Genomic DNA, 21,411 nt, shown 5'->3' on the forward strand with positions numbered 1-21,411 from the left:
GAGCTTTGCCGCGGACTGGTCCAGATTTAAGCTCCACTTCGATGTCTGCGAACTGGACCACTTTCCGCGAGCTGCTGCTGCCCGAGCACCAGCGGCGCCGTGGCGTGGAGGCAGCGCTGCGGCGGGCGGTCCGGGACGGGCGGCTCGCACCGGGCACGCGGCTGCCGTCGTCGCGCGACCTGGCCGCGCAGCTCGGCGTCGCGCGCGGCACCGTCACGTCGGCGTACGCGCAGCTCGTGGCGGAGGGCTACCTCACGGCCCGGCGCGGGTCGGGTACGACGGTCGCGGCGCTCGGGCCGGCCGGGGTGTGCGGGGTGCCGGAGCCGCCGCGGCGCTGGCGGTACAACCTGCGGCCGGGACTGCCCGCGCTGAGCGCGTTCCCGCGCGCCGACTGGGTCGCGGCGCACCGCGCGGCGCTGGCCGAGCTGCCCGACGACGACCTCGCCTACCCCGACCCGGCCGGGTTCGTGGGGCTGCGCAAGGAGATCGTCGACTACCTGGCGCGGGTGCGCGCGGTCGTGGCGCGCGACGCGGTGATCACCAACGGCTCGGCGGACGGGCTGCAGCTGACCGCGCGGATGCTGAACGGCAGCATCGCGATCGAGGAGCCGAGCCACTTCGGCGGCGCGGACCTGCTGCGGTCGCACGGCCTCAAGCCGGTGTCGGTTCCCGTTGACGACAAGGGAATCCGGGTCGACCTGTTGTCCAGAACGGACTGTCGCGCGGTGCTGGTGACGGCGGCGCACCAGTTCCCGCTGGGGGTGGTGCTGCACCCGGAACGGCGGCGGGCGCTGGTGGAGTGGGCGCGCGAGCGGGACGGCCTGATCATCGAGGACGACTACGACGCCGAGCACCGCTACGACCGGCCGGCGCTGGGCGCGTTGCAGGCGCTGGCGCCCGACCACGTCGTGTACCAGGGGACGACGAGCAAGGTGCTCGCGCCGGCCCTGCGGCTGGGGTGGCTGGTGGTGCCGGAGCGGTTGCGCGCGGGTGTCGTGGACCGCAAGAAGTACAACGACATGGGCACCGGCACGATCCCGCAGGCCGCCTTCGCGCACCTGCTGCGGACCGGTGGTTACGACCGGCATCTGCGCCGTACGCGCGCGCTCTACCGCAAGCGCCGGGATGCGTTGCTCGACGCCGTTGCGACGCACTTGCCGTCGTGGCAGCCGATCGGTGTCGCGGCCGGGTTGCACGTGGTGCTGCGCATGCCGGACGGCACGGACGACATGGCGTTGAAGCGCGCACTGGAGGCGCGAGGTGTGCACGTGTGGGCGCTCGCGCAGTACGCGCGCACGCCCATGTGGCCCGGACTGGTGCTGGGCTACGCCGCGCTGACGCCGGACCGCCTGCGCGAGGCAGTCCGCGAGATCGCCGCGGTGGTCTAGAGGGCTGGTCTGAGCACCTGGCCAGAAGCCTTGCCCGCCCCTCCCCCTCCTTGCAGACGCCAGCAGAGCCAGGAGTGGGAGCTCGGAGGCGTCACAGGCACAACAGCTGGCAAGCTGCTCAGAGGATGTGTTCGCGCTTCTCAGCGGCGGTGTTGCCCTGGAGGATGTGCTCGCGGGCCTGACCGGCGGTGGCACCGGCCGTGACAGCGGCGACGGCGGCGACGAGCAGGGCGGCGGCGATGATCTTGACGGCTCGCATGGCGCGGTGAACCCCCAGGTAGAACGAATGTCGGGCCCAGCCTAGTCCGGCCCTCGAGAAATTGTCAGTGCACGGGTGCACCATGAAACCGTGCACCTCTCCGAAGTAGTCGACACGTCGGCCGCGGTGGCCGCGACGCGGTCGCGCCTGGCCAAGGTCAAGGCGCTGGCCGCGGTGCTGCGCGCGGCGGTGGCCCCCGCGGACGCCGAGGACGTTGCAGGGGCCGAAGGCGCCGCTGGCACCGGGGACGCCGCAGGAGCCGAGACCGCCACCGGCACCGCGGGCGCCGCAGTCGCTGCAGAAGCCGAGGGCACCGCGGACACGGTGGTCGCCGTCGTGTCGTTCCTCATCGGCACGCCCCGGCAGGGCCGCATCGGCACCGGCTGGCGGACGGTCCTCGACCTGTCCGTGCCCCCGGCCGCGGAGCCGTCGCTGACCGTGGCCGAGGTCGACCTGACCCTGGGGGCCGTCGCCACGACGTCCGGCAAGGGGTCGGCGCAGCGGCGGGTCGACCTGCTGGTCGGGCTGTTCGGCCTGGCCACGGCCGCCGAGCAGGACTTCCTGCGCCGCCTGCTGACCGGTGAGCTGCGGCAGGGCGCACTGGAGGGCGTGATGCTCGACGCCATCGCCTCGGCGGCGGACGTGCCGGGTGAGGCGGTCCGCAGGGCGTTCATGCTGTCCGGTCGCCTGCCGGAGACGGCCGTGGCGGCGTTGCGGGGCGGTGCCGGGGAGCTGGAGGCGTTCCGGCTGGAGGTCGGCCGGCCGCTGCGCCCGATGCTGGCCTCCCCCGCCGAGTCGCTCGACGCGGCGCTGACCGAGCTGGGCGGCTGCGTCGTGGAGCACAAGCTCGACGGGGCCCGCATCCAGGTGCACCGCTCCGGCGACGAGGTGCACGTCTACACCCGCACGTTGCGGGAGATCACCAAGACCGTGCCGGAGCTGGTCGAGCTCGTCCGCGGCCTGCCGTGCACCTCGGTCGTGCTGGACGGCGAGACGCTGGCGCTGACCGACGAGGGCCGCCCGCGCCCGTTCCAGGAGACGATGAGCCGCTTCGGCGCGCAGGACGAACGCGAGCTGCTGCTGCACCCGTACTTCTTCGACTGCCTGCACCTCGACGGGGAGGACCTGCTCGACGAACCGCTGCGCGACCGCCTCGCCGCCCTGCGCTCGGTCGCGGGTGAGCACGTCATCCCCGGCGTCCTCGACCCGTCACCGGAGGAGGCAGGCGCGGTGGTGGCGGCGTCGCTGGGCGCTGGCCACGAGGGTGTGATGGTGAAGTCGCTGTCCTCGGTCTACGCGGCGGGCCGGCGCGGCCGCTCCTGGCAGAAGGTGAAGCCGGTCCACACCCTCGACCTCGTGGTCCTGGGCGTCGAGTGGGGCTCCGGGCGCCGCCGCGGCTGGCTGTCGAACCTCCACCTCGGCGCCCGCGACCCGGACGGTGGCCCGCCGATCATGGTCGGCAAGACCTTCAAGGGCCTCACCGACGAGCTGCTGACCTGGCAGACGAAGGCCCTGCAGGAGATCGCGGTCTCCGAGGACGAGTGGGTCGTGATGGTCCGCCCGGAGCTCGTGATCGAGATCGAGCTGGACGGCGTGCAGGTCTCGCCGCGCTACCCCGGTGGCGTGGCCCTGCGTTTCGCCCGCGTGGTCCGCTACCGCCCGGACAAGGACCCGTCCGAGGCCACGACGATCGAGGAGGTGCGCGCCCTTCTGCCGACGGCGCTCAGCACCGGCCCGTGACGACCGCGATCTGCGCGGCGAGCGCGAGCAGCTGCCGCAGCTCGTCGTAGTGCTGGTAGTCGTGCGTGCCGGCGGCGGCGAAGCGCTCCTCCAACCCGGCGTGCACCTCGTCTAACACGGCGAGCTGCATCGCCGTGAGCCGTCCGCGCCGCACGAGCGCGGCGGCGAGGCAGTGCAGGTCGACGTCGGCGATGGTGCCCTGCGAGTACCGGAACCAGACGGCGTGCAACGCCGCTTCCCGCCGTGCGCCGTGCCAGTGCGACGGCCGGTTGGGGTTGGGCGCGGCCGGGTGCGGCACCCGCAGACCGAGCCGCTTGGCCCTCCGCCGCAGCACGGCGTAGGCGCGGACCTCGGCCTGCCACGCGTCCCGGCCGGCCGTGAGCACCTCCACCGCCAGTGGCAACGCCGCCGGGTCGGAGGCGAAGTCACCGGCCACGGCCTCCAGGAAGCTCATCGACGCCGCGAACCCGATGGGGTGGTAGCGCTCGACGCAGCCCTTCGGGCCGTTGACCCGCTGGTTCAGCGGCAGCGAGACGTCGAGCGCCTTCCTGGCCGATCGGGCGCAGCTCACGCCGCAGGGCAACCGGACGGCGGCACCGAGCCGGGGTGCGGCAGCGGCTCCCCCGCGGGCGGAAGTCGCGGGGGAGCCGGTCCACGCCGCCCTGGACCTCAGGTCAGGTCCGGGCCCTGCTCCCGCAGGTCGTCCACCTTCGACATCGCGTCCCTCAGCTCGGCCAGCCACGAGTCCGCGTGCTCCCCGACCAGCCGCACGGCCCACGCCAGCGCGTCGGCCCGTGACCGCGCCACACCGGCGGCCACCAGGGTGTCGAGCACCTGGCGCTCCGGCTGGCGCAGGCGCGTCATCACCGGCACGGCCAGGTGCGTGAAGAGCTCGCGGGTGCCGCCCTGCACGGCGCCCCACGCCACCTTGCGGCCGTAGCGGTGCTCGGCCTGGCGGGCGATCTCGATGCGTTCGTCGCGGGTCTGCTCGCGCCACCGGGAGATGCGGCCCGACTCGGCCGCCGCGCGGGAGGCGTCGTCGAACTCGCCCTCCAGGTCGGGCAGCGTGCCGACGACGGTGATCTCCTCGCGGTCGACGACGACCTCGGGGGCGCCGGTGAACCAGCCGTCCGGCAGCCGGCCTGCGAACCAGGCCGCCGCGTCGTCGGCCGGTGGCAGGTCAGCCTGCTGCCAGCCTCCTCGTCCGCGCCATCCACGTCCCATTTCCACCACACCCTTGATTACATGATTACGTCGTTACTGACGTTACGCCTGCAACCAGTCAGAGGGTGTTCGCCGACAGTGAAGTGACCAGCGCGTCCACCGACACCACTGGCCGGTCGCACACGTAACCGCGGCACACGTACGCGGCGGGCGCTTCGTCCACCAGCGGACGGTCTTCCAGCAACGGCGCCGAGCCGGGTTCACCGGCCACCACGACCCCACCGCCGGGCACGTGGGCCACCGCCGTCGCGAACAGCTCGACCAGGCGCGGATCGTCGACCGCCCCCACCACGGCGACCTGCACCGGGCCCGCCACCAGCGCCTCGGCGACGGTGAGCCAGTGACCCGCGAACCGGGGCGCGCGTGCGGCCAGCAGACCCGCGCGGGTCACCGCCGCAGCGGCGGCCTCGGCGTAGTGGGCCGACCGGTCCGCGCCGACCAGCAGGGACGCGGTCAGCAACGCCGAGGCCAGCGACGAGGCACCGGAGGGCGAGGCGTTGTCGGTCGAGTCGGCCGGGCGGCGCACCAGCGCCTCGGCGTCGTCCGCGGTGTCGAAGTAGGCCCCTGCGGTGCCGGGGACGGCGAAGCGCGCCAGTGCCGTGTCCAGCAGGCCGCACGCCGTGTCGAGCCACCGCACCGACCCGGTGACCTGGTGCAGCGCGAGCAGGCCGTCCGCCAGGCACCCGTAGTCCTCCAGCACGCCCGCGGACGGGCCGGCGACGCCGTCGCGCGAGGTCCGCAGCAGCCGTCCCTCGACCAGGTGCACGCCGGTCAGCGTCGTGGCCGCCGTCGTCGCCGCGAGCACCCAGGACGTCTCGCCGAAGAACGCGCCCGCCTCGGCCAGCGCCGCGATCGCCATGCCGTTCCAGGCCGCGACCACCTTGTCGTCGCGGCCGGGCTGCGGGCGCTCGGCACGCCGCGCGAGCAACGCCGCCCGCACGTCCTCCCCCGGCTCGGACACGAACCGCAGCGTGGACCTGCCGTCCTCGAAGTTCGGCTCCTCGGTGACGCCGAAGGCTTCTGCCGCCGCCGCACCCAGCTCGTCGTACGACCACACGTAGGTCAGGCCCTCGACGCCCTCGGTGTCCGCGTCCAGCGACGCCGCGAAGCCGCCCTCGTCCGTGCGCAGCTCGCGCAGCAGGAACCCGGCCGTGTCACGCGCGACCCGCTCGTAGCGCGAAGAACCCGTGACACGCGTGAGGTGCGTGTAGAAGCGGAGCAGCAAAGCGTTGTCGTACAACATCTTCTCGAAGTGCGGCACGACCCAGGACGCGTCGACGCTGTATCGGGCAAACCCACCACCGAGCTGGTCGTACATGCCGCCGTCGGCCATCGCGTCGGCCGTGACGGTCGCCATCGACAGCGCCTGCACCGAGCCCGTGCGTTCGTGGTGGCGCAGCAGGAACTCCACCACCATCGACGGCGGGAACTTCGGTGCGCCGCCGAAGCCGCCGTTGCGCCGGTCGAACTCGCCCAGCAACGACACCACCGCACCGCCCAGCACCTCGGCGTCCACAGTGGACGGCGGTAGCGGCGTGGCGCGGCGCGAGATCTCCTCCACCACGGCCGAGGCGGACGCCAGCACCTCGTCACCCTGCGTCGTCCACGCCGAGGAGACCGCCTCGACCAGCTGCCGGAACGACGGCATGCCGGGCCGCGGCGACGGCGGGTAGTAGGTGCCCGCGTGGAACGGCTTGGCGTCGGGGGTGAGGAACACGGTCATCGGCCAGCCGCCATGGCCGGTCATGGCCTGCGTGACCTCCATGTACACCGCGTCGACGTCCGGGCGTTCCTCGCGGTCGACCTTCACCGCCACGAAGTGCTCGTTCACGTACACGGCGATGCCGGCGTCCTCGAACGACTCGTGTGCCATGACGTGGCACCAGTGGCAGGCCGCGTACCCGACGGAGAGCAGCACCGGGACGTCGCGCCGCCGGGCCTCCTCGAACGCCTCGGGGCACCACGGCCACCAGTCGACCGGGTTGTCCGCGTGCTGCAGCAGGTAGGGGCTGGTCGCGTCCGCTAGCCGGTTCGTCATGCGAACAACACTAAATGAGCAGCGGAAACGGCGACTCTCGATCAGACTCGACCGGGTGTTGCTCACCATGACCACCACCCACCGGCCGGCGACCGACCTCGGTCACCTGCTGCACAAGCACCCGGACCGGGCCCAGTCGTTCACGACGAGCTCGGGTGTCGCGCACGTCTTCTACCCGAAGGCGACGCACGAGGAGTGCACGGTCGCCCTCCTGCTGGAGGTCGACCCGGTCGCGCTGGTGCGAGGTCCCGGCAGCACGCTCACCCAGTACGTCAACGACCGCCCGTACGCGGCCGGGTCGTTGCTCACGGTCGCGCTCGGCAGCGTGTTCCGCACCGCCATGAACGGCCGCAGCGACAGCTACCCGGAGCTGGCGCGCACGCCGATCCCGCTGGTGGTCCGCATTCCCGCGCTGCCGCACCGGCTCGCCGACCGGCTGTTCACGCCGCTGGGCTGGACCGTCGAGGTCGACGAGCACGGCGACTCCCGCTACGGCGACGTCACGCTGACCGGCACGGTCAAGCTCAGCGACGCGCTCCGGCACCTGTACGTGCTGCTGCCCGTGCTCGACGGCGGCAAGCACTACTGGGTCGCCGCCGACGAGGTCGACAAGCTGCTCAAGGCCGGTGACGGCTGGCTGGCGCGGCACCCGGACAAGGAGCTGATCACCACCCGGTACCTGGCGCGCAAGCGGCCGCTGGTGCTGTCGGCGCTGGAACGGCTCGCCGAGGTCGACGAGGTCGAGCCGGAGGAGCTGGACAACGCGCTGGCCGAACCGGAGGTCTCGCTCGCCGCGCAGCGCAAGGTGGCCGTGGTCGAGGCGCTCAAGCAGGCGCGGGCCAAGCGCGTGCTCGACCTCGGCTGCGGCGGGGGCGCACTGCTTCGGGTGCTCGTCGACGAACCCGAGTTCACCGAGCTGCACGGCGTCGACGTGTCCGCGAAGGCGCTGCAGGAGGCCGCGCGCAAGCTGAAGCTCGACCGCGTGAACGACCGGGCGCGCGAGCGGATCACGCTGCGGCAGTCGGCTCTGACCTACGCGGACCCCGAGCTCGCCGGGTACGACGCGGCGGTGCTGATGGAGGTCGTCGAGCACGTCGACCCGTCGCGGCTGCCCGCGCTGGAGCACTCGGTGTTCGTGGTCGCGCGCCCGGCGACGGTCCTCGTGACCACGCCGAACGTGGAGTACAACCCGCTCTTCGACACGTTGCCGGAGGGCCGGTTGCGGCACTCCGACCACCGTTTCGAGTGGACTCGCGCGGAGTTCCGGGAGTGGGCGGGAGGTGTGGCCGCACGACGCGGTTACACCGTGCGACATGTGCCGATCGGGCCGGAGGACGCCGAACGTGGCGCACCGACCCAGATGGCCGTGTTCAGCCTGGGGGCGGAGAACTGATGGAACTGAAGATCCCGGACCTGTGCCTGGTGGTGCTGGTGGGCGCCTCCGGCTCGGGCAAGTCCACGTTCGCGCGCAGGCACTTCCTGCCCACGCAGGTGCTGTCCAGCGACTACTTCCGCGGGCTCGTCTCCGACGACGAGAACGACCAGTCGGCGTCCGCGGCGGCGTTCGACGTGCTGCACCACGTCGCGGCGAAGCGGCTGGAAGCCGGCAAGGTCACCGTGGTCGACGCGACCAACGTGCAGGCGCCCGACCGCGCGAAGCTGGTCGAGGTCGCGAAGCGCGCGAACGTGCTGCCGGTGGCGATCGTGCTGGACACGCCGGCCGACGTCTGCCTGCGGCGCAACGCATCGCGGCCGGACCGCGACTTCGGCGCGCACGTCGTGAAGCGGCACCGGGCCGCGTTGCACCGGTCGTTGAAGCATCTGGGCAAGGAGGGCTTCAAGCGCGTGCACGTGCTGCGCTCGGAGTCCGATGTGGACAACGCGACCATCGTGTACGAGAGGCTGCTCAACGACCTGCGGCACGAGACCGGCCCGTTCGACGTGATCGGTGACGTGCACGGCTGCCGCGCCGAGCTGGAGGAGCTGCTCACCGAGTTGGGCTACGCGCTGGTCCGCGACGAGGAGGGGCGCGCGGTCGACGCGCTGCCGCCGGGTGACCGCAGGGCCGTGTTCGTCGGCGACCTGGTCGACCGCGGCCCGGACACGCCCGGTGTGCTGCGGCTCGTCATGGGCATGGTCGCGAACGGCCACGCGCTGAGCGTGCGCGGGAACCACGAGGAGAAGCTGGTCCGCGCGTTGCGCGGGCACAAGGTGACGGTCCGGCACGGGCTGGAGAAGTCGCTGGAGCAGCTCGCGCACGAGCCGGAGGAGTTCCGCCTGGCTGCGCAGAAGTTCTGCGACGGGCTGATCGCGCACTACGTGCTGGACGACGGCAAGCTCGTCGTGGCGCACGCGGGCCTGCCCGAGCGCTACCACGGCCGTGCGTCGGCGAAGGTGCGCAGCTTCGCGCTCTACGGCGACACGACCGGCGAGACCGACGAGTACGGCCTGCCCGTGCGGCTGCCGTGGGCGAACGACTACCGCGGCTCCGCGATGGTGCTGTACGGGCACGTGCTGGTGCCCGAGGCCGAGTGGGTCAACAACACCATGTGCCTGGAGACGGGCGTGGTGTTCGGCGGGAAGCTGACCGCGTTGCGCTACCCGGAGAAGGAGCTCGTCTCCGTCAAGGCGCACCAGGTCTGGTACGAGAACGACCGGCCGTTCCCGCCGCCGGTCGCCGAGCGCACGCCGGACGTGCTGTCGCTGACCGACGTCACCGGCCTGCGCCGGATCGAGACGTCGGTGATGGGCGCGGTGACGGTGCGCGCGGAGCAGTCGGCCTCGGCGCTGGAGGTGATGAGCCGGTTCGCGATCGACCCGCACGACCTGCTGTACCTGCCGCCGACGATGGCGCCCACGGCGACCTCGCGGCACGAGGACGTGCTGGAGCACCCCTCCGACGCGTTCGCGGAGTACCGCGCGGCCGGTGTCGCGCAGGTCATCTGCGAGGAGAAGCACATGGGCTCCCGCGCGGTGCTGCTGGTGCGCGAGGAGGGCGGGGCGGTGTACACGCGCACCGGCCGCGCGTTCTTCGACGGCGCGTTGGGCGAGGAGCTGCTCGACCGGGTGCGGGAGGCCGTCCGGCCGCTGTTCGCCGAGCTCGCCACCGACTGGCTGCTCCTCGACGCCGAGCTGCTGCCGTGGAACGCCAAGGCCTCCGGCCTGATCCGCGAGCAGTACGCGGCGGTCGGCGCGGCGGCCGGTGGCGCGCTGCCGGTGGCGGTCGAGGCGTTGTCGGCTGCGGCGGCCCGTGGTGTGGACGTGTCGGACCTGCTGGCGCGTACTTCGCGTCGTGCCGCGAACGCCGTTGCGTACCAGGAGGCCTACTCGCGCTACTGCTGGCCCACGAACGGCCTGGAGGGCGTGCGGATCGCACCGTTCCAGCTGCTGGCGGCGGCCGGGCAGACGTTCCACGACCGCTCGCACCTGTGGCACCTGGAGAAGCTGGGTGCGCTGGAGGGTCCGCTGTGGCAGCAGACGCGGCACCTCGTGGTCGACGTCACCGACGAGTCCTCGGTGGCGCGCGGGGTCGAGTGGTGGGAGTCGCTGACAGCGGACGGCGGTGAGGGGATGGTCGTGAAGCCGCTGGCGAACCTGACCCGGCGGGCACAGCCGGGCGTGAAGGTGCGCGGGCGCGAGTACCTGCGGATCATCTACGGCCCCGACTACACCGAGCCGGCGAACCTGGCCCGTCTGCGCAAGCGCAGCCTCGGCCGCAAGCGCGGGCTGGCGTTGCGCGAGTACGCACTGGGCATCGAGGCGCTGGAACGGGCAGCACGCGGCGAGCCGTTGTGGCGCGTGCACGAATGCGTGTTCGGCGTGCTGGCACTGGAGTCGGAACCGGTGGACCCGCGCCTGTGACGGCCGGGCCGCACGCCTGCCTCCTGGCGGGCGTGCGCCGGAACCCGGTCAGTCCTTCTTCGGCGCCTTCGCCGGCTCCGCGGTCTCCGCCGGCTCGTCGAACGACGCGGGCAGCTTCCTCAGGTGCTTGTTCATCGAGCGCACCAGGAAGAACACGGCGACGAAGAACAGGATGAGCAGGACGAGGCCGACCGGGGAGGACTTGCCGAAGTCCTCCCCCTGGCCGCCCTTGTCGTCGTTCGTGTTCGACGGCTGCTGAACAGCGACGATCGCAACCGTGTCGGTCCAGGGGTTCACCCCTAGACCTTAACTCCGGCGAACAGGTCGTCTTCGGGCAGCGTCGAGTCGACCTGCGAGCGCACGAGCTCGTACTCCTCGGTGGGCCACACCTCGACCTGGATGTCCATCGGGATGGCGAACCAGCGGCTGGTCGGGTCGATCTGGGTGGCGTGGGCCTTGAGGGCCTCGTCACGGACGTCGAAGTACTCGGAGCACTGGACGCGGGTGGTGACGCGGTCCATCACGTCGGGACGGGCGGCGTCCCAGTTCGCGAGCCACTCGGTGTAGGGCGACTCCAGGCCGCGCGCCTCCAGCGCCTCGTGGAACGCCACCAGCTTCGCGCGGGAGAACCCGTGCGAGTAGTAGACCTTCACCGTGTCCCACGCCCCGCCGAGCTCCGGCTTGTACGAGGCGTCGGCGGCCGCGTCGATCGCGGCCATCGAGATCTCGTGCGTGCGGATGTGGTCGGGGTGCGGGTAGCCGCCGTTCTCGTCGTAGGTGACGATCACGTGCGGGCGGAAGTCGCGGATCGCCTCGACCAGCGACGGGACCGACTCCTCCAGCGGGACGAGGGCGAAGCAGCCCTCGGGCAGCGGCGGCTTCGGGTCGCCCTCGGGCAGACCGGAGTCCTTGAAGCCCAGCCAGCGGTGCTGGATGCCGAGGATCTTGGCCGCGTTGGCCATCTCCTCGCGGCGGACCTCGATGATGTTCTCGAGCACGTCCGGCTTGTCCATCGCCGGGTTCAGAATGCTGCCCGCACCACCGTCGGTGCAGGTCACAACCATGACGTCGTGCCCTTCCGCGATGTAGCGGGCCATCGTGGCCGCGCCCTTGCTCGACTCGTCGTCGGGATGTGCGTGCACTGCCATAAGGCGCAGCTTGTCGGCCATGACCCCCGTGGTCCTCCTGTGTGAACGGTCCTGCGACACTCAACAACTGAACGTCGAGCACCATTGTTCCCCAGAGGCTTGAGGAGGCGCGGGATAGTGGCACAGCGCGCTCTCCCCGAGGGGCGGTACGGCAAGAGCAGCCGCGCGGCGATGCCCAGGCTCGCGCGGTGGGCGTTACTCGCCGTAGCCGTGGTGGTCGGTGCGGTCGTCGCGTTCGTCGGTTACCGAAATCTCGGCACAAAACCGATCGAGGCCGAACAGACGGCGTTCCAGATCCTCGACAGCGAGCGGGTGCAGGTCACTTTCCAGGTTTCCCGAGACCAACCGGAGCGACCGGCCGTCTGCATCATTCGGGCCCGGTCCAAGGACGGGGACGAAGCGGGTCGGCGTGAAGTTCTGATCCCGCCGGGGAATTCGACCGTTGTCGAGACAACTGTTGTTCGCGGTTCGAAGCCGCCGGTCACCGGCGAAGTGTTCGGCTGCTCCTACCAGGTTCCCGCCTACTTGTCCACGACCTAGCGGCCAAGCGGGTGATCTGCGGTTTAAGCGGCGAGATGAGGAACAAATCGCCGTCGCTGAACGTTGTCTCCGTGTTACTATTGCAGCTCAAGCACGGCCCCGGCGCGGGCCGTGTTTTTCCGTTCCGGGCTGGCGGCCCGGGAACTATCTGGCACACACGCGTGCGCCGGAGCAAGACGAGGAGTTGGTGACCGTGAGCGACACCCAGGTGACCTGGCTGACCCAGGAGGCCTACGACCGGCTCAAGGCTGAGCTGGACGAACTGATCGCGTACCGCCCGGTCATGGCTGCCGAGATCAACGCTCGTCGCGAAGAGGGCGACCTCCGCGAGAACGGCGGCTACCACGCGGCTCGCGAGGAGCAGGGCAAGCAGGAGGCGCGCATCCGCCAGCTGCACGAGCTGCTCCAGGCCGCGAAGGTCGGCGAAGCTCCCACCACGAAGGGTGTCGCGGCACCGGGCACGGTGCTCACGATCCGCTACGAGGGCGACGACGAGACCGAGACCTTCCTGCTGGCGACGCGGGAAGAGGGCGCGCACGGCGAGATGGAGGTCTACTCCCCGTCCTCACCGCTGGGCAAGGCGCTGAACGGCTCGAAGGACGGCGAGACCGTCGAGTACGAGCTGCCCAACGGCAAGCTCCAGAAGGTCACGCTGATCTCCGCGGTGCCGTACTCGGGCTGATCACACGACGTTGCGGAGGGGCGGTCACTGCGGTGACCGCCCCTTCACGCGTTCCAGGAGCGGTCGCACCCGCGGCGGCACCGGCGTGGAGAGCGCGATGGAGGTCGACAGCCTGCGCACGTGCGGCACGTCGACGATATGGTCGACCACGCGCTGCAGGTCCGCGTTGGACCGCGCGACCATCCGCACGAAGAGGTCGCCCTGCCCGGTCGTGGCGTGCACCTCGCACACCTCGCTGATCGCGGCCAGGCCCTCGCACACCTCCTGCCGGCGGCCCTGCGCGATCTCGACCGTCGCGAACGCGGTCAGCCCGTAGCCCATCGCCCCCAGGTCCAGCGCGGGTGGGAACCCGGTGAGCACACCGCGGCCGGTCAGCCGGTCCAGCCGGGCCTGCACGGTGCCACGTGCGACACCGAGCCTGCGGGAGCATTCGAGGACGCCCAGCCGCGGCTCGTCGGTGAGGAGCAGCAGCAGCCGTGCGTCCAGTTCGTCGACTGTCTGGTCAGAGTGCTCACTCTGCTGGTCTTCGGCCACGCATCACTGTACAAAATGCGCAGGAAAATTGAAGACTGTTGCTCACCCTGTCGGGTCATCTCATGCTGATGAGCATGACGCAGCAGCTTGACGACGTGAGCTACGACCAGCTCCGGCAGCTCGTGGGGTTGGTCGACTACGACGCGACCAAGGACCCCTTCCCCGTGCGCGCCATGGACGCCGTGGTGTTCGTCGCGGGCAACGCCACGCAGACCGCGTGGCTGTACCAGGTGGCGTTCGGCATGGAGCTCGTGGCCTACGCGGGCCCCGAGACCGGCCAGCGCACGCACAAGTCGTTCGTGCTGAAGTCGGGCTCGGCCCGCTTCGTGATCCACGGCGGCGTGCAGCCCGGTTCCCCGCTGCTCGACCACCACCGCAAGCACGGCGACGGCGTCGTCGACCTGGCGCTGGAGGTCGGCGACGTCGACCAGTGCATCGAGCACGCCCGCGCGCAGGGCGCGACCGTCCTGGAGGAGCCGCACGACGTCTCCGACGAGCACGGCACCGTCCGCCTCGCGGCCATCGCCACCTACGGCGAGACCCGCCACACCCTGGTGGACCGCTCGAAGTACACCGGCCCCTACCTGCCCGGTTACGTGGCCAAGACGTCGACCGTGAAGCGGCCGGAGGGTGCGCCGAAGCGCCTGTTCCAGGCCGTCGACCACTGCGTCGGCAACGTCGAGCTCGGCAAGATGGACTACTGGGTCGAGTGGTACAACCGCGTCATGGGCTTCGTGAACATGGCGGAGTTCATCGGCGACGACATCGCCACCGACTACTCGGCGCTGATGTCCAAGGTCGTCTCCAACGGCAACCACCGCGTCAAGTTCCCGCTGAACGAGCCGGCGGTCGCCAAGAAGAAGTCGCAGATCGACGAGTACCTCGAGTTCTACGAGGGCGCGGGCGTCCAGCACATCGCGCTGGCCACCAACGACATCATCAAGACCGTCACCGCCATGCGCGAGGCGGGCGTGGAGTTCCTGGAGACCCCGGACTCCTACTACGACGACCCCGAGCTGCGCGCCCGCATCGGCGAGGTCCGCGTGCCGATCGAGGTCCTCAAGGAGCACCGCATCCTGGTCGACCGCGACGAGGACGGCTACCTGCTGCAGATCTTCACCAAACCGATCGGCGACCGCCCCACCGTGTTCTACGAGCTGATCGAACGGCACGGCTCGCTGGGCTTCGGCAAGGGCAACTTCAAGGCGTTGTTCGAGGCCATCGAGCGGGAACAGGAGCGCCGCGGCAACCTCTGATGCGCGTTCCCCGGTAGGCTGCCTTACGGGGGACTCACATCGTGGGGAGGTGGCATGGCACTCGTACGACGCGTGGCCGCGGTGATTCCGCTGGTCGGAGCCGTGACCACGGCTGCGGCGCTGACCGGCGCGGCGTTCCTGACCGTGGCCCACGCGGGTTGCGACGAGGCCGGCCGCTTCGTCCGCACCGGCGAGTCGATCGAGTTCGTCGGCGGCTGCGTCAACGGCGCCGACCTACCGGCGGCGCCCACAGCCGACACCGCGGACAACGTGGACAGGTTCGGCGGCTCGAAGAAGCCGTAGTAGCGCTGAGGGCGTCTGCAAGTACCACCAACTCCACGTTGGCCGTACTTGCAGACGCCCTCTTCCCGTTGCTCGGAGTGCACGCGGGGCCCTTTCGTGCACCAGGAGCGCACGCGGGGAGCTTTCGTACTCCTGGTGTACGCGGGGAACTTTCGTGCTCCTGAAAGTGCACGCGGGGAGCTTTCGTACACCAGGAGCGCACGAAAGGGCCCCGCGTGCGGTGAGGCCCCGCGTGCGGTGGGGCAGCGGTGGGCGGGGTTAGCCGAGGGCGGCCAGCAGGTCGGACACCAGGTCGTCGCCCGACTCGATGCCCACCGAGACGCGGACCAGGTCGGCGGGGACCTCCAGCATCGAGCCCGCGGTCGAGGCGTGCGTCATCTTGCCGGGGTGCTCGATCAGCGACTCGACGCCGCCGAGCGACTCGGCCAAAGTGAAGAGCTTGGTGCGCGCGCAGACCGCGAGCGCCGCCTCCTCGCCGCCCTCGACGAGGAACGAGATCATGCCGCCGAAGCGGCGCATCTGCTTGGCCGCCACCGCGTGGCCGGGGTGCGACTCCAGGCCGGGGTAGATGACCTTTTTCACGCGCGGGTGGCGGGTGAGGGCCTCGGCGACCAGCTCCGCGTTGTCGGAGTGCTTCTCCATGCGCAGCTCGAGCGTCTTGAGGCCGCGCAGGGTCAGGTAGGCGTCGAACGGGCCGGGGACCGCGCCCGCGCCGTTCTGCAGGAAGCCGAACGCCGCGTCGGTCTCCTCGTCGGAGGTGACGAGGGCGCCGCCGACGACGTCGGAGTGGCCGCCGACGTACTTGGTGGTGGAGTGCAGCACCACGTCGGCGCCGAGCTCCAGCGGGGTCTGCAGGGCCGGGGACGCGAAGGTGTTGTCCACCACCAGCTTGGCGCCCGCGGAGTGGGCGACCTCGGCGATCGCGGCGATGTCGCCGATGTTCAGCAGCGGGTTGGTCGGCGTCTCGATCCACACGAGCTTCGTGGCCGGCGTGATGGCGGCGCGGATCGCGTCGACGTCGGAGACCGGGGCCGGCGAGTGGGTGACGCCCCACTGCGAGAAGACCTTGTCGATCAAGCGGAACGTGCCGCCGTAGGCGTCGTTCGGGATGACGATGTGGTCGCCGGGCTTGAGGAACGCGCGCAGGGCCGTGTCGGTGGCACCCATGCCCGACGAGAACGCACGGCCGAAGCGGCCGCGTTCCAGGGAGGCGAGGGCGGTCTCCAGTGCGCGGCGGGTCGGGTTGCCGGTGCGCGAGTACTCGAAGCCCTGGCGCAGCCCACCGACGCCGTCCTGGGCGTACGTCGACGTCGCGTAGATGGGCACGTTCACCGCACCCGTGGTCGGGTCCGGGTCCTGACCGGCGTGGATCGCCCTGGTCGCGAAGCCGTATGGGGTGCTCATGTCCGCAGGGTACTCACCCGTCCGGCCGCCGACCGGCAGGAGTGCGGAACAGAACAGCCCCCGGTCACAGGGACCGGGGGCTGTTGCTGGTGAGGTCTTACCAACCCTGCTGCTGGCCGTAGCCCTGCTGCGGCGGCTGGCCGTAGCCACCCTGCTGCGGGTAGCCGCCGGTGCCCGGCTGCTGGAAGCCGCCGGTGCCACCGCCGTACGGCGAGGCCGTCTCCGGGGCGTTGATCACGATGGTCTTCATGATCTTGTCGGCCCAGGTCTGGTTCTTCGGCTCCCACAACGGGGCCAGGAAGCCCGCGTTGCACGGCAGCGAGTCGACGACGTGGCACAGCTGGCGCACGAAGGTGGTGCCGGCGCCGAGCGGCTGCAGCGTCTCCTCGGAGACGAGCTTGATCTTGGCGATCTTCTTGCCGATCGTCTGACCGGTCGCGCCCTGCCTGATGATCAGGTTCCAGATGTAGAACCCGAACAGCGCCAGGTAGAGCACGATGCCGATGATCGCGAAGATCCACGCGGCGTCGGGGCCGATGCCCGCGCCGACGAGGCCCAGCACGAACGCGACGAGCCACACCACGACGACCGGCGCCGCGACGTCGATCAGGTAGCCCACGAACCGCGAACCCCACTCGGCGTAACCGGTGGGAGGCGGCGGCGGGAAGCCGGGAGCGCCGCCGTAGGAGGGCTGGCCGTAGGGCTGCTGCTGCGGCTGACCGTACGGCGAGCTCTGCGGAGCGCCGTAGGGCTGCTGCTGGTGCTGCTGCGGCTGGCCGTACGGGCTCGACTGCGCGGGCTGGCCGTACGGGTTGGACTGCACGGGCTGCCCGTACGGGTTCGACTGCGGAGCGCCGTAGGCGGGCGGCTGCGGAGCACCGTACGGGGGCGGCTGCTGGGCGGGGAACCCGCCGGAGCCGGGACCCTGTGCCGGGAAACCGCCGGAGCCGGGAGCGCCGGCCGGGGGCACCTGCCCCGGGCTGACGACCTGGGTGGCGTCCGCGTTCTGCTGCGGCGCGGCAGGCGTCTGACCAGGCGAGACGACCTGCGTGGCGTCCGGGTTGTGGGACGCCTGCGGCTGCCCACCTCCTGGGACGACCTGCGTGGCGTCCGCGTTTGGCTGCTCGTGCTGCGGCTGACCGCCGAACGGATTTCCTGGCGGCTGCGGAGCGTTCATCCGGTTTCCAACCCCCTTGGCTGGGCCGTGTGTGTATGAGTCTGGTTGATCTGGGGCGTCACGCTATCGGACGTACGGCCTTCTACGTTCAGCGACCAGCCAAGAAACCGAGAATGTCCTGCCTCGTCACGACACCGGCGGGCTTTCCGTCCTCCAGCACCAGCGCGCCGTCGGCGTGGGTCATGGCGTTCATGGCCACACTCACCGGCTCACCGGCGCCCAGCGTGGGCAGCGGTGCGCCCATGTGCTTGTCGAGGCGGTCGGCCAGCTGGGCCTTGCCGGTGAACAGCGCGTCGAGCAGGTCGCGCTCGTTGACCGCGCCGGCGACCTCGGCCGCCATGACCGGCGGTTCGGCGTTCACGACGGGCATCTGCGAGACGCCGAACTCGCGCAGGATCGCCACCGCGTCGCCGACGGTCTCGTTCGGGTGCGCGTGCACCAGGTCGGGCAGCTGGCCGCCCTTGCGGCGCAGCACGTCGCCGACGGTCGCGCCGGTCGAGTCGGGCGGCAGGAAGCCGTAGGAGGCCATCCAGCGGTCGTTGAAGACCTTCGACAGGTAGCCGCGGCCGCCGTCGGGCAGCAGCACGACCACGACGGCGTCCTCGGGCAGGTCGCGGGCGATGCGCAGCGCCGCGGCGGCGGCCATGCCGCAGGAGCCGCCGACGAGCAGGCCCTCCTCGCGGGCCAGGCGCCGGGTGACGTCGAACGAGTCCGCGTCGGAGACCTCGACGATCTGGTCGCAGACGGTCTTGTCGTAGGTCTCCGGCCAGAAGTCCTCGCCGACGCCCTCGACGAGGTACGGCCGGCCGGTGCCGCCGGAGTAGACCGAGCCCTCCGGGTCCGCGCCGATGATCTTCACCGCGCCGTCCGAGACCTCCTTGAGGTAACGGCCGGTGCCGGAGATCGTGCCGCCGGTGCCGACGCCCGCGACGAAGTGCGTGATCTTGCCCGCCGTCTGGCGCCACACCTCGGGGCCGGTCTGGTGGTAGTGGCTCGCCGGGTTCTCCGGGTTCGCGTACTGGTTGGGCTTCCACGCGCCGGGGATCTCGCGGACCAGCCGGTCGGAGACGTTGTAGTACGAGTCCGGGTGCTCGGGCGCGACGGCGGTCGGGCACACCACGACCTCGGCGCCGTAGGCCTTGAGGACGTTGCGCTTGTCCTCGCTGACCTTGTCGGGGCACACGAACACGCACTTGTAGCCCTTGCGCTGGGCGACCAGCGCGAGGCCGACACCGGTGTTGCCCGAGGTGGGCTCCACGATCGTGCCGCCGGGCTGCAGCTCGCCGGACTTCTCGGCCGCCTCCACCATGCGCAGCGCGATGCGGTCCTTCACGCTGCCGCCCGGGTTCAGGTACTCGACCTTGGCCAGGACGGTCGCCTTGATGCCCGAGGTCAGGGAGTTGAGCTTGACCAGCGGCGTGTTGCCCACCAGGTCGACGACGTGCTCGACGTACTCCACCGCTGTACTCCCCACTCCCACTCTCCGAGATAGCGCACGAAGCGTAGCTCTAGTGGCAGCGGAGGTTGATTCGAACGGTGATGCCGACGATTCCAGGGGAGAGGGGGTGGTGCGGATGCTCGGCACGGGACACCTGCGCGCGGCCGCCATGACCGCCGCGACGCTCGGCGGGCTGTCCGGGGCGCTCGTCGGGCTGCTGAACGAGCAGGGCAGACGGGCCCGCGTGGCCATCGGCGTGCTGGAACACCTGTGGCCCGCACCCGACGGCGTGTACCGCGACGACGGCCGGGACCCGCTGCGGCTGGCGGTGCTCGGCGACTCGATGGCGGTCGGCGTCGGTGTGACGCACCCCTCGCAGATGCCGGGCGTGTTGCTGGCCGGGGCGCTGGCCGAGGAGGCGGACCGGCCGGTGCGGCTGTCGACGTACGCGATCAGCGGCTCGACGACCCGCGACCTGGTGCCGCAGGTCGACGCGGCGCTGCCGGGCGAGCCGCAGGCGGCGCTGGTCATCATCGGCGCGAACGACGTGACGACGCGGACGCGGGTGCGCGACTCGGCGGCGTTGCTGGGCGAGCAGGTCCGCCGGCTGCGCGCCGCCGGGTGCGGTGTCGTGGTCGGCACCTGCCCCGACCTCGGGATCGTGCGGCCGATCCCGCAGCCGCTGCGGGCGATCGGGCGGCGGTACAGCCTGCGGCTGGCGGCGGCGCAGACGGCGCAGGTGCGGCGGGCCGGCGGTGTCGCGGTACCGCTGGGGAACCTGCTGGCACCGGAGTTCACCGCGCGGCACGCCGACATGTTCAGCTCCGACCGCTTCCACCCCAGCGCCGCCGGCTACGAGGCGGCGGCCGGTGTGCTGCTGGCGCCGTTGTGCCGGGTGGCGGGGTTCCTGCCGGAGTGGGCGGCGGCGCCGGTGCCGTTGCGCTCGGCGGCGGCGCTGGCGGTGGGCGCGTCGCGGTGGCCCGCGTGGCTGCACCGGCGGCACGCGTGAGTTCCGGAAATCCTCGTCACGTGCGCTGGCCGGGGTGAGCGGGCGTTAACTAGGCTCGGCTGCGACCTTGACCCCCAACGAGGAGCTCCCCGATGCCTGAGGCCGTGATCGTCTCCGCCGCCCGCTCCCCCATCGGCCGCGCGGGCAAGGGCTCGCTGAAGGACGTGCGGCCCGACGACCTCGCCGCGCGGATGGTGAAGGCGGCGCTGGACAAGGTGCCGCAGCTCGACCCGGCGCAGATCGACGACCTGATGCTCGGCTGCGGCCTGCCCGGCGGCGAGCAGGGCTTCAACATGGCGCGCGTCGTGTCCGTGCTGCTGGGCCACGACACCCTGCCCGGCACGACGGTCACCCGCTACTGCGCCTCGTCGCTGCAGACCACGCGCATGGCCCTGCACGCCATCAAGGCGGGCGAGGGCGACGTGTTCATCTCCGCGGGCGTCGAGACGGTGTCGCGCTTCGCCAAGGGCAGCTCCGACTCGTGGCCGGACACCCACAACCCGCTCTTCGCCGACGCCGAGGCCCGCACGGCCTCCGTCGCCGCCTCCGGCGCCTCGACGTGGGACGACCCGCGGGTGTCCGGTGCCCTGCCGGACGTCTACGTCCCGATGGGCCAGACCGCGGAGAACCTGGCACTGCTGAAGGGCGTCTCCCGCAAGGAGATGGACGAGTTCGGCGTCCGTTCGCAGAACCTCGCCGAGAAGGCGATCGCCGACGGCTTCTGGGCCCGCGAGATCACCCCGGTGACGCTGCCGGACGGCACTGTCGTCTCCACCGACGACGGCCCGCGCGCCGGCGTCACCTACGAGGCCGTGTCACAGCTCAAGCCCGTGTTCCGCCCGGACGGCCGGATCAACGCCGGCAACTGCTGCCCGCTCAACGACGGCGCGGCCGCCCTCGTGGTCATGTCCGACACCAAGGCCCGCGAGCTCGGCATCACGCCGCTGGCGCGGATCGTCTCCACCGGCGTCTCCGGCCTGTCGCCGGAGATCATGGGCCTCGGCCCGGTCGAGGCCTCGAAGCGCGCGCTGGCGCTGGCGGGCCTGTCGATCTCCGACATCGACCTCGTGGAGATCAACGAGGCGTTCGCGGCCCAGGTGATCCCGTCCTACCAGGACCTCGGGATCGACCTGGACCGGCTGAACGTGAACGGTGGCGCCATCGCCGTCGGCCACCCGTTCGGCATGACCGGCGCGCGGATCACCACGACCCTGATCAACTCGCTCCAGTTCCACGACAAGCAGTTCGGTCTGGAGACGATGTGCGTGGGCGGTGGCCAGGGCATGGCGATGGTGCTGGAACGCCTCAGCTGATCCTGGACCGATTCCAAGATCTGCAATTTGCCACTTGCAAGTAGCTCCGTTTCACCCGAACGGAGCTACTTGCCCACCACCGTTCTGCCGATGACCT

General features: G+C 71.3%; 20 protein-coding genes. 10 read left to right on the top strand and 10 right to left on the bottom strand.

Annotation, left to right across the window (positions count from 1 at the left end; translation table 11 throughout):
* Window positions 1–41: 41 nt before the first annotated feature.
* The gene (pdxR, locus tag ACZ7CD_RS13465; protein ID WP_470369437.1) at window positions 42–1,388 is read left to right on the top strand and encodes a MocR-like pyridoxine biosynthesis transcription factor PdxR; all 1,347 of its coding nucleotides are present in this window, start codon (window positions 42–44) and stop codon (window positions 1,386–1,388) included.
* 118 nt (window positions 1,389–1,506) lie between these two features.
* Here the strand turns inward: pdxR and ACZ7CD_RS13470 are convergent, their stop codons facing one another.
* Window positions 1,507–1,647 (bottom strand): hypothetical protein, encoded by a 141-nt coding sequence (locus ACZ7CD_RS13470; RefSeq protein WP_470369438.1) that lies wholly within the window; start codon window positions 1,645–1,647, stop codon window positions 1,507–1,509.
* Between the two features lie 90 nt (window positions 1,648–1,737).
* Between ACZ7CD_RS13470 and ACZ7CD_RS13475 the strand changes: the two genes are divergently transcribed.
* Window positions 1,738–3,387: an ATP-dependent DNA ligase gene (locus ACZ7CD_RS13475; protein ID WP_470378971.1), complete on the top strand. Its 1,650-nt coding sequence runs from the start codon at window positions 1,738–1,740 to the stop codon at window positions 3,385–3,387.
* On the opposite strand, the gene ACZ7CD_RS13480 is transcribed toward ACZ7CD_RS13475, so the two are convergent.
* The 3 genes from ACZ7CD_RS13480 to ACZ7CD_RS13490 form a co-directional block, all read right to left on the bottom strand.
* Window positions 3,371–3,958: a hypothetical protein gene (locus tag ACZ7CD_RS13480; RefSeq protein WP_470378972.1), complete on the bottom strand. Its 588-nt coding sequence runs from the start codon at window positions 3,956–3,958 to the stop codon at window positions 3,371–3,373. The two genes, ACZ7CD_RS13475 and ACZ7CD_RS13480, sit on opposite strands and share 17 nt — an antisense overlap.
* Window positions 3,959–4,056: 98 nt before the next feature.
* Complete coding sequence (locus tag ACZ7CD_RS13485; RefSeq protein ID WP_360386007.1) at window positions 4,057–4,611, bottom strand: hypothetical protein; 555 nt, start codon at window positions 4,609–4,611, stop codon at window positions 4,057–4,059.
* 58 nt (window positions 4,612–4,669) lie between these two features.
* Entirely contained in the window at window positions 4,670–6,649 is a 1,980-nt protein-coding gene (locus tag ACZ7CD_RS13490; RefSeq protein WP_470378973.1) for a thioredoxin domain-containing protein, read from the bottom strand.
* 55 nt (window positions 6,650–6,704) lie between these two features.
* Between ACZ7CD_RS13490 and ACZ7CD_RS13495 the strand changes: the two genes are divergently transcribed.
* Window positions 6,705–8,042 (top strand): 3' terminal RNA ribose 2'-O-methyltransferase Hen1, encoded by a 1,338-nt coding sequence (locus ACZ7CD_RS13495; protein WP_360386004.1) that lies wholly within the window; start codon window positions 6,705–6,707, stop codon window positions 8,040–8,042.
* Window positions 8,042–10,510, top strand: a complete 2,469-nt coding sequence (locus ACZ7CD_RS13500) for a polynucleotide kinase-phosphatase (RefSeq protein ID WP_470378974.1) — start codon at window positions 8,042–8,044, stop codon at window positions 10,508–10,510. The genes ACZ7CD_RS13495 and ACZ7CD_RS13500 overlap by 1 nt, the downstream gene beginning before the upstream one ends.
* A 48-nt stretch (window positions 10,511–10,558) precedes the next feature.
* Here the strand turns inward: ACZ7CD_RS13500 and ACZ7CD_RS13505 are convergent, their stop codons facing one another.
* Both ACZ7CD_RS13505 and mca read right to left on the bottom strand, forming a co-directional pair.
* Entirely contained in the window at window positions 10,559–10,807 is a 249-nt protein-coding gene (locus ACZ7CD_RS13505) for a hypothetical protein (protein WP_458429349.1), read from the bottom strand.
* Window positions 10,808–10,809: 2 nt separating this feature from the next.
* Entirely contained in the window at window positions 10,810–11,679 is an 870-nt protein-coding gene (gene mca, locus ACZ7CD_RS13510; protein WP_360386001.1) for a mycothiol conjugate amidase Mca, read from the bottom strand.
* Between the two features lie 96 nt (window positions 11,680–11,775).
* Here mca and ACZ7CD_RS13515 point away from each other — a divergent pair, with 96 nt between their 5' ends.
* Both ACZ7CD_RS13515 and greA read left to right on the top strand, forming a co-directional pair.
* Window positions 11,776–12,198, top strand: coding sequence for a DUF4307 domain-containing protein (locus tag ACZ7CD_RS13515; protein ID WP_360385999.1), 423 nt, complete (start codon window positions 11,776–11,778; stop codon window positions 12,196–12,198).
* 184 nt (window positions 12,199–12,382) lie between these two features.
* Window positions 12,383–12,880 (top strand): transcription elongation factor GreA, encoded by a 498-nt coding sequence (gene greA / locus ACZ7CD_RS13520; protein ID WP_360385997.1) that lies wholly within the window; start codon window positions 12,383–12,385, stop codon window positions 12,878–12,880.
* Between the two features lie 24 nt (window positions 12,881–12,904).
* Here the strand turns inward: greA and ACZ7CD_RS13525 are convergent, their stop codons facing one another.
* Window positions 12,905–13,414, bottom strand: a complete 510-nt coding sequence (locus ACZ7CD_RS13525) for an Lrp/AsnC family transcriptional regulator (RefSeq protein ID WP_458429350.1) — start codon at window positions 13,412–13,414, stop codon at window positions 12,905–12,907.
* Between the two features lie 74 nt (window positions 13,415–13,488).
* On the opposite strand from ACZ7CD_RS13525, the gene hppD reads away from it, so the two are divergent.
* Together hppD and ACZ7CD_RS13535 are read left to right on the top strand one after the other, a co-directional pair.
* On the top strand, window positions 13,489–14,670 hold the full coding sequence (gene hppD / locus ACZ7CD_RS13530) for a 4-hydroxyphenylpyruvate dioxygenase (protein ID WP_458429351.1): 1,182 nt from the start codon (window positions 13,489–13,491) through the stop codon (window positions 14,668–14,670).
* 54 nt (window positions 14,671–14,724) lie between these two features.
* Window positions 14,725–14,973: a hypothetical protein gene (locus tag ACZ7CD_RS13535; protein WP_360385992.1), complete on the top strand. Its 249-nt coding sequence runs from the start codon at window positions 14,725–14,727 to the stop codon at window positions 14,971–14,973.
* 258 nt (window positions 14,974–15,231) lie between these two features.
* Here ACZ7CD_RS13535 and ACZ7CD_RS13540 read toward each other — a convergent pair whose 3' ends face one another.
* The 3 genes from ACZ7CD_RS13540 to ACZ7CD_RS13550 form a co-directional block, all read right to left on the bottom strand.
* Window positions 15,232–16,377, bottom strand: coding sequence for a cystathionine gamma-synthase (locus tag ACZ7CD_RS13540; protein ID WP_360385990.1), 1,146 nt, complete (start codon window positions 16,375–16,377; stop codon window positions 15,232–15,234).
* A 97-nt stretch (window positions 16,378–16,474) separates the two neighbouring features.
* Window positions 16,475–17,554: an RDD family protein gene (locus ACZ7CD_RS13545; RefSeq protein ID WP_360385988.1), complete on the bottom strand. Its 1,080-nt coding sequence runs from the start codon at window positions 17,552–17,554 to the stop codon at window positions 16,475–16,477.
* An 88-nt stretch (window positions 17,555–17,642) separates the two neighbouring features.
* Window positions 17,643–19,013, bottom strand: coding sequence for a cystathionine beta-synthase (locus tag ACZ7CD_RS13550; protein ID WP_360385986.1), 1,371 nt, complete (start codon window positions 19,011–19,013; stop codon window positions 17,643–17,645).
* Window positions 19,014–19,128: 115 nt separating this feature from the next.
* Here ACZ7CD_RS13550 and ACZ7CD_RS13555 point away from each other — a divergent pair, with 115 nt between their 5' ends.
* Both ACZ7CD_RS13555 and ACZ7CD_RS13560 read left to right on the top strand, forming a co-directional pair.
* Complete coding sequence (locus ACZ7CD_RS13555) at window positions 19,129–20,001, top strand: SGNH/GDSL hydrolase family protein (RefSeq protein ID WP_360385984.1); 873 nt, start codon at window positions 19,129–19,131, stop codon at window positions 19,999–20,001.
* A gap of 92 nt (window positions 20,002–20,093) precedes the next feature.
* A complete protein-coding gene (locus ACZ7CD_RS13560; protein ID WP_458429354.1) occupies window positions 20,094–21,314 on the top strand; it encodes an acetyl-CoA C-acetyltransferase in 1,221 nt (406 codons plus the stop codon).
* Window positions 21,315–21,411 lie beyond the last annotated feature (97 nt).

It is taken from the genome of Lentzea sp. NPDC036949 (assembly GCF_055608075.1).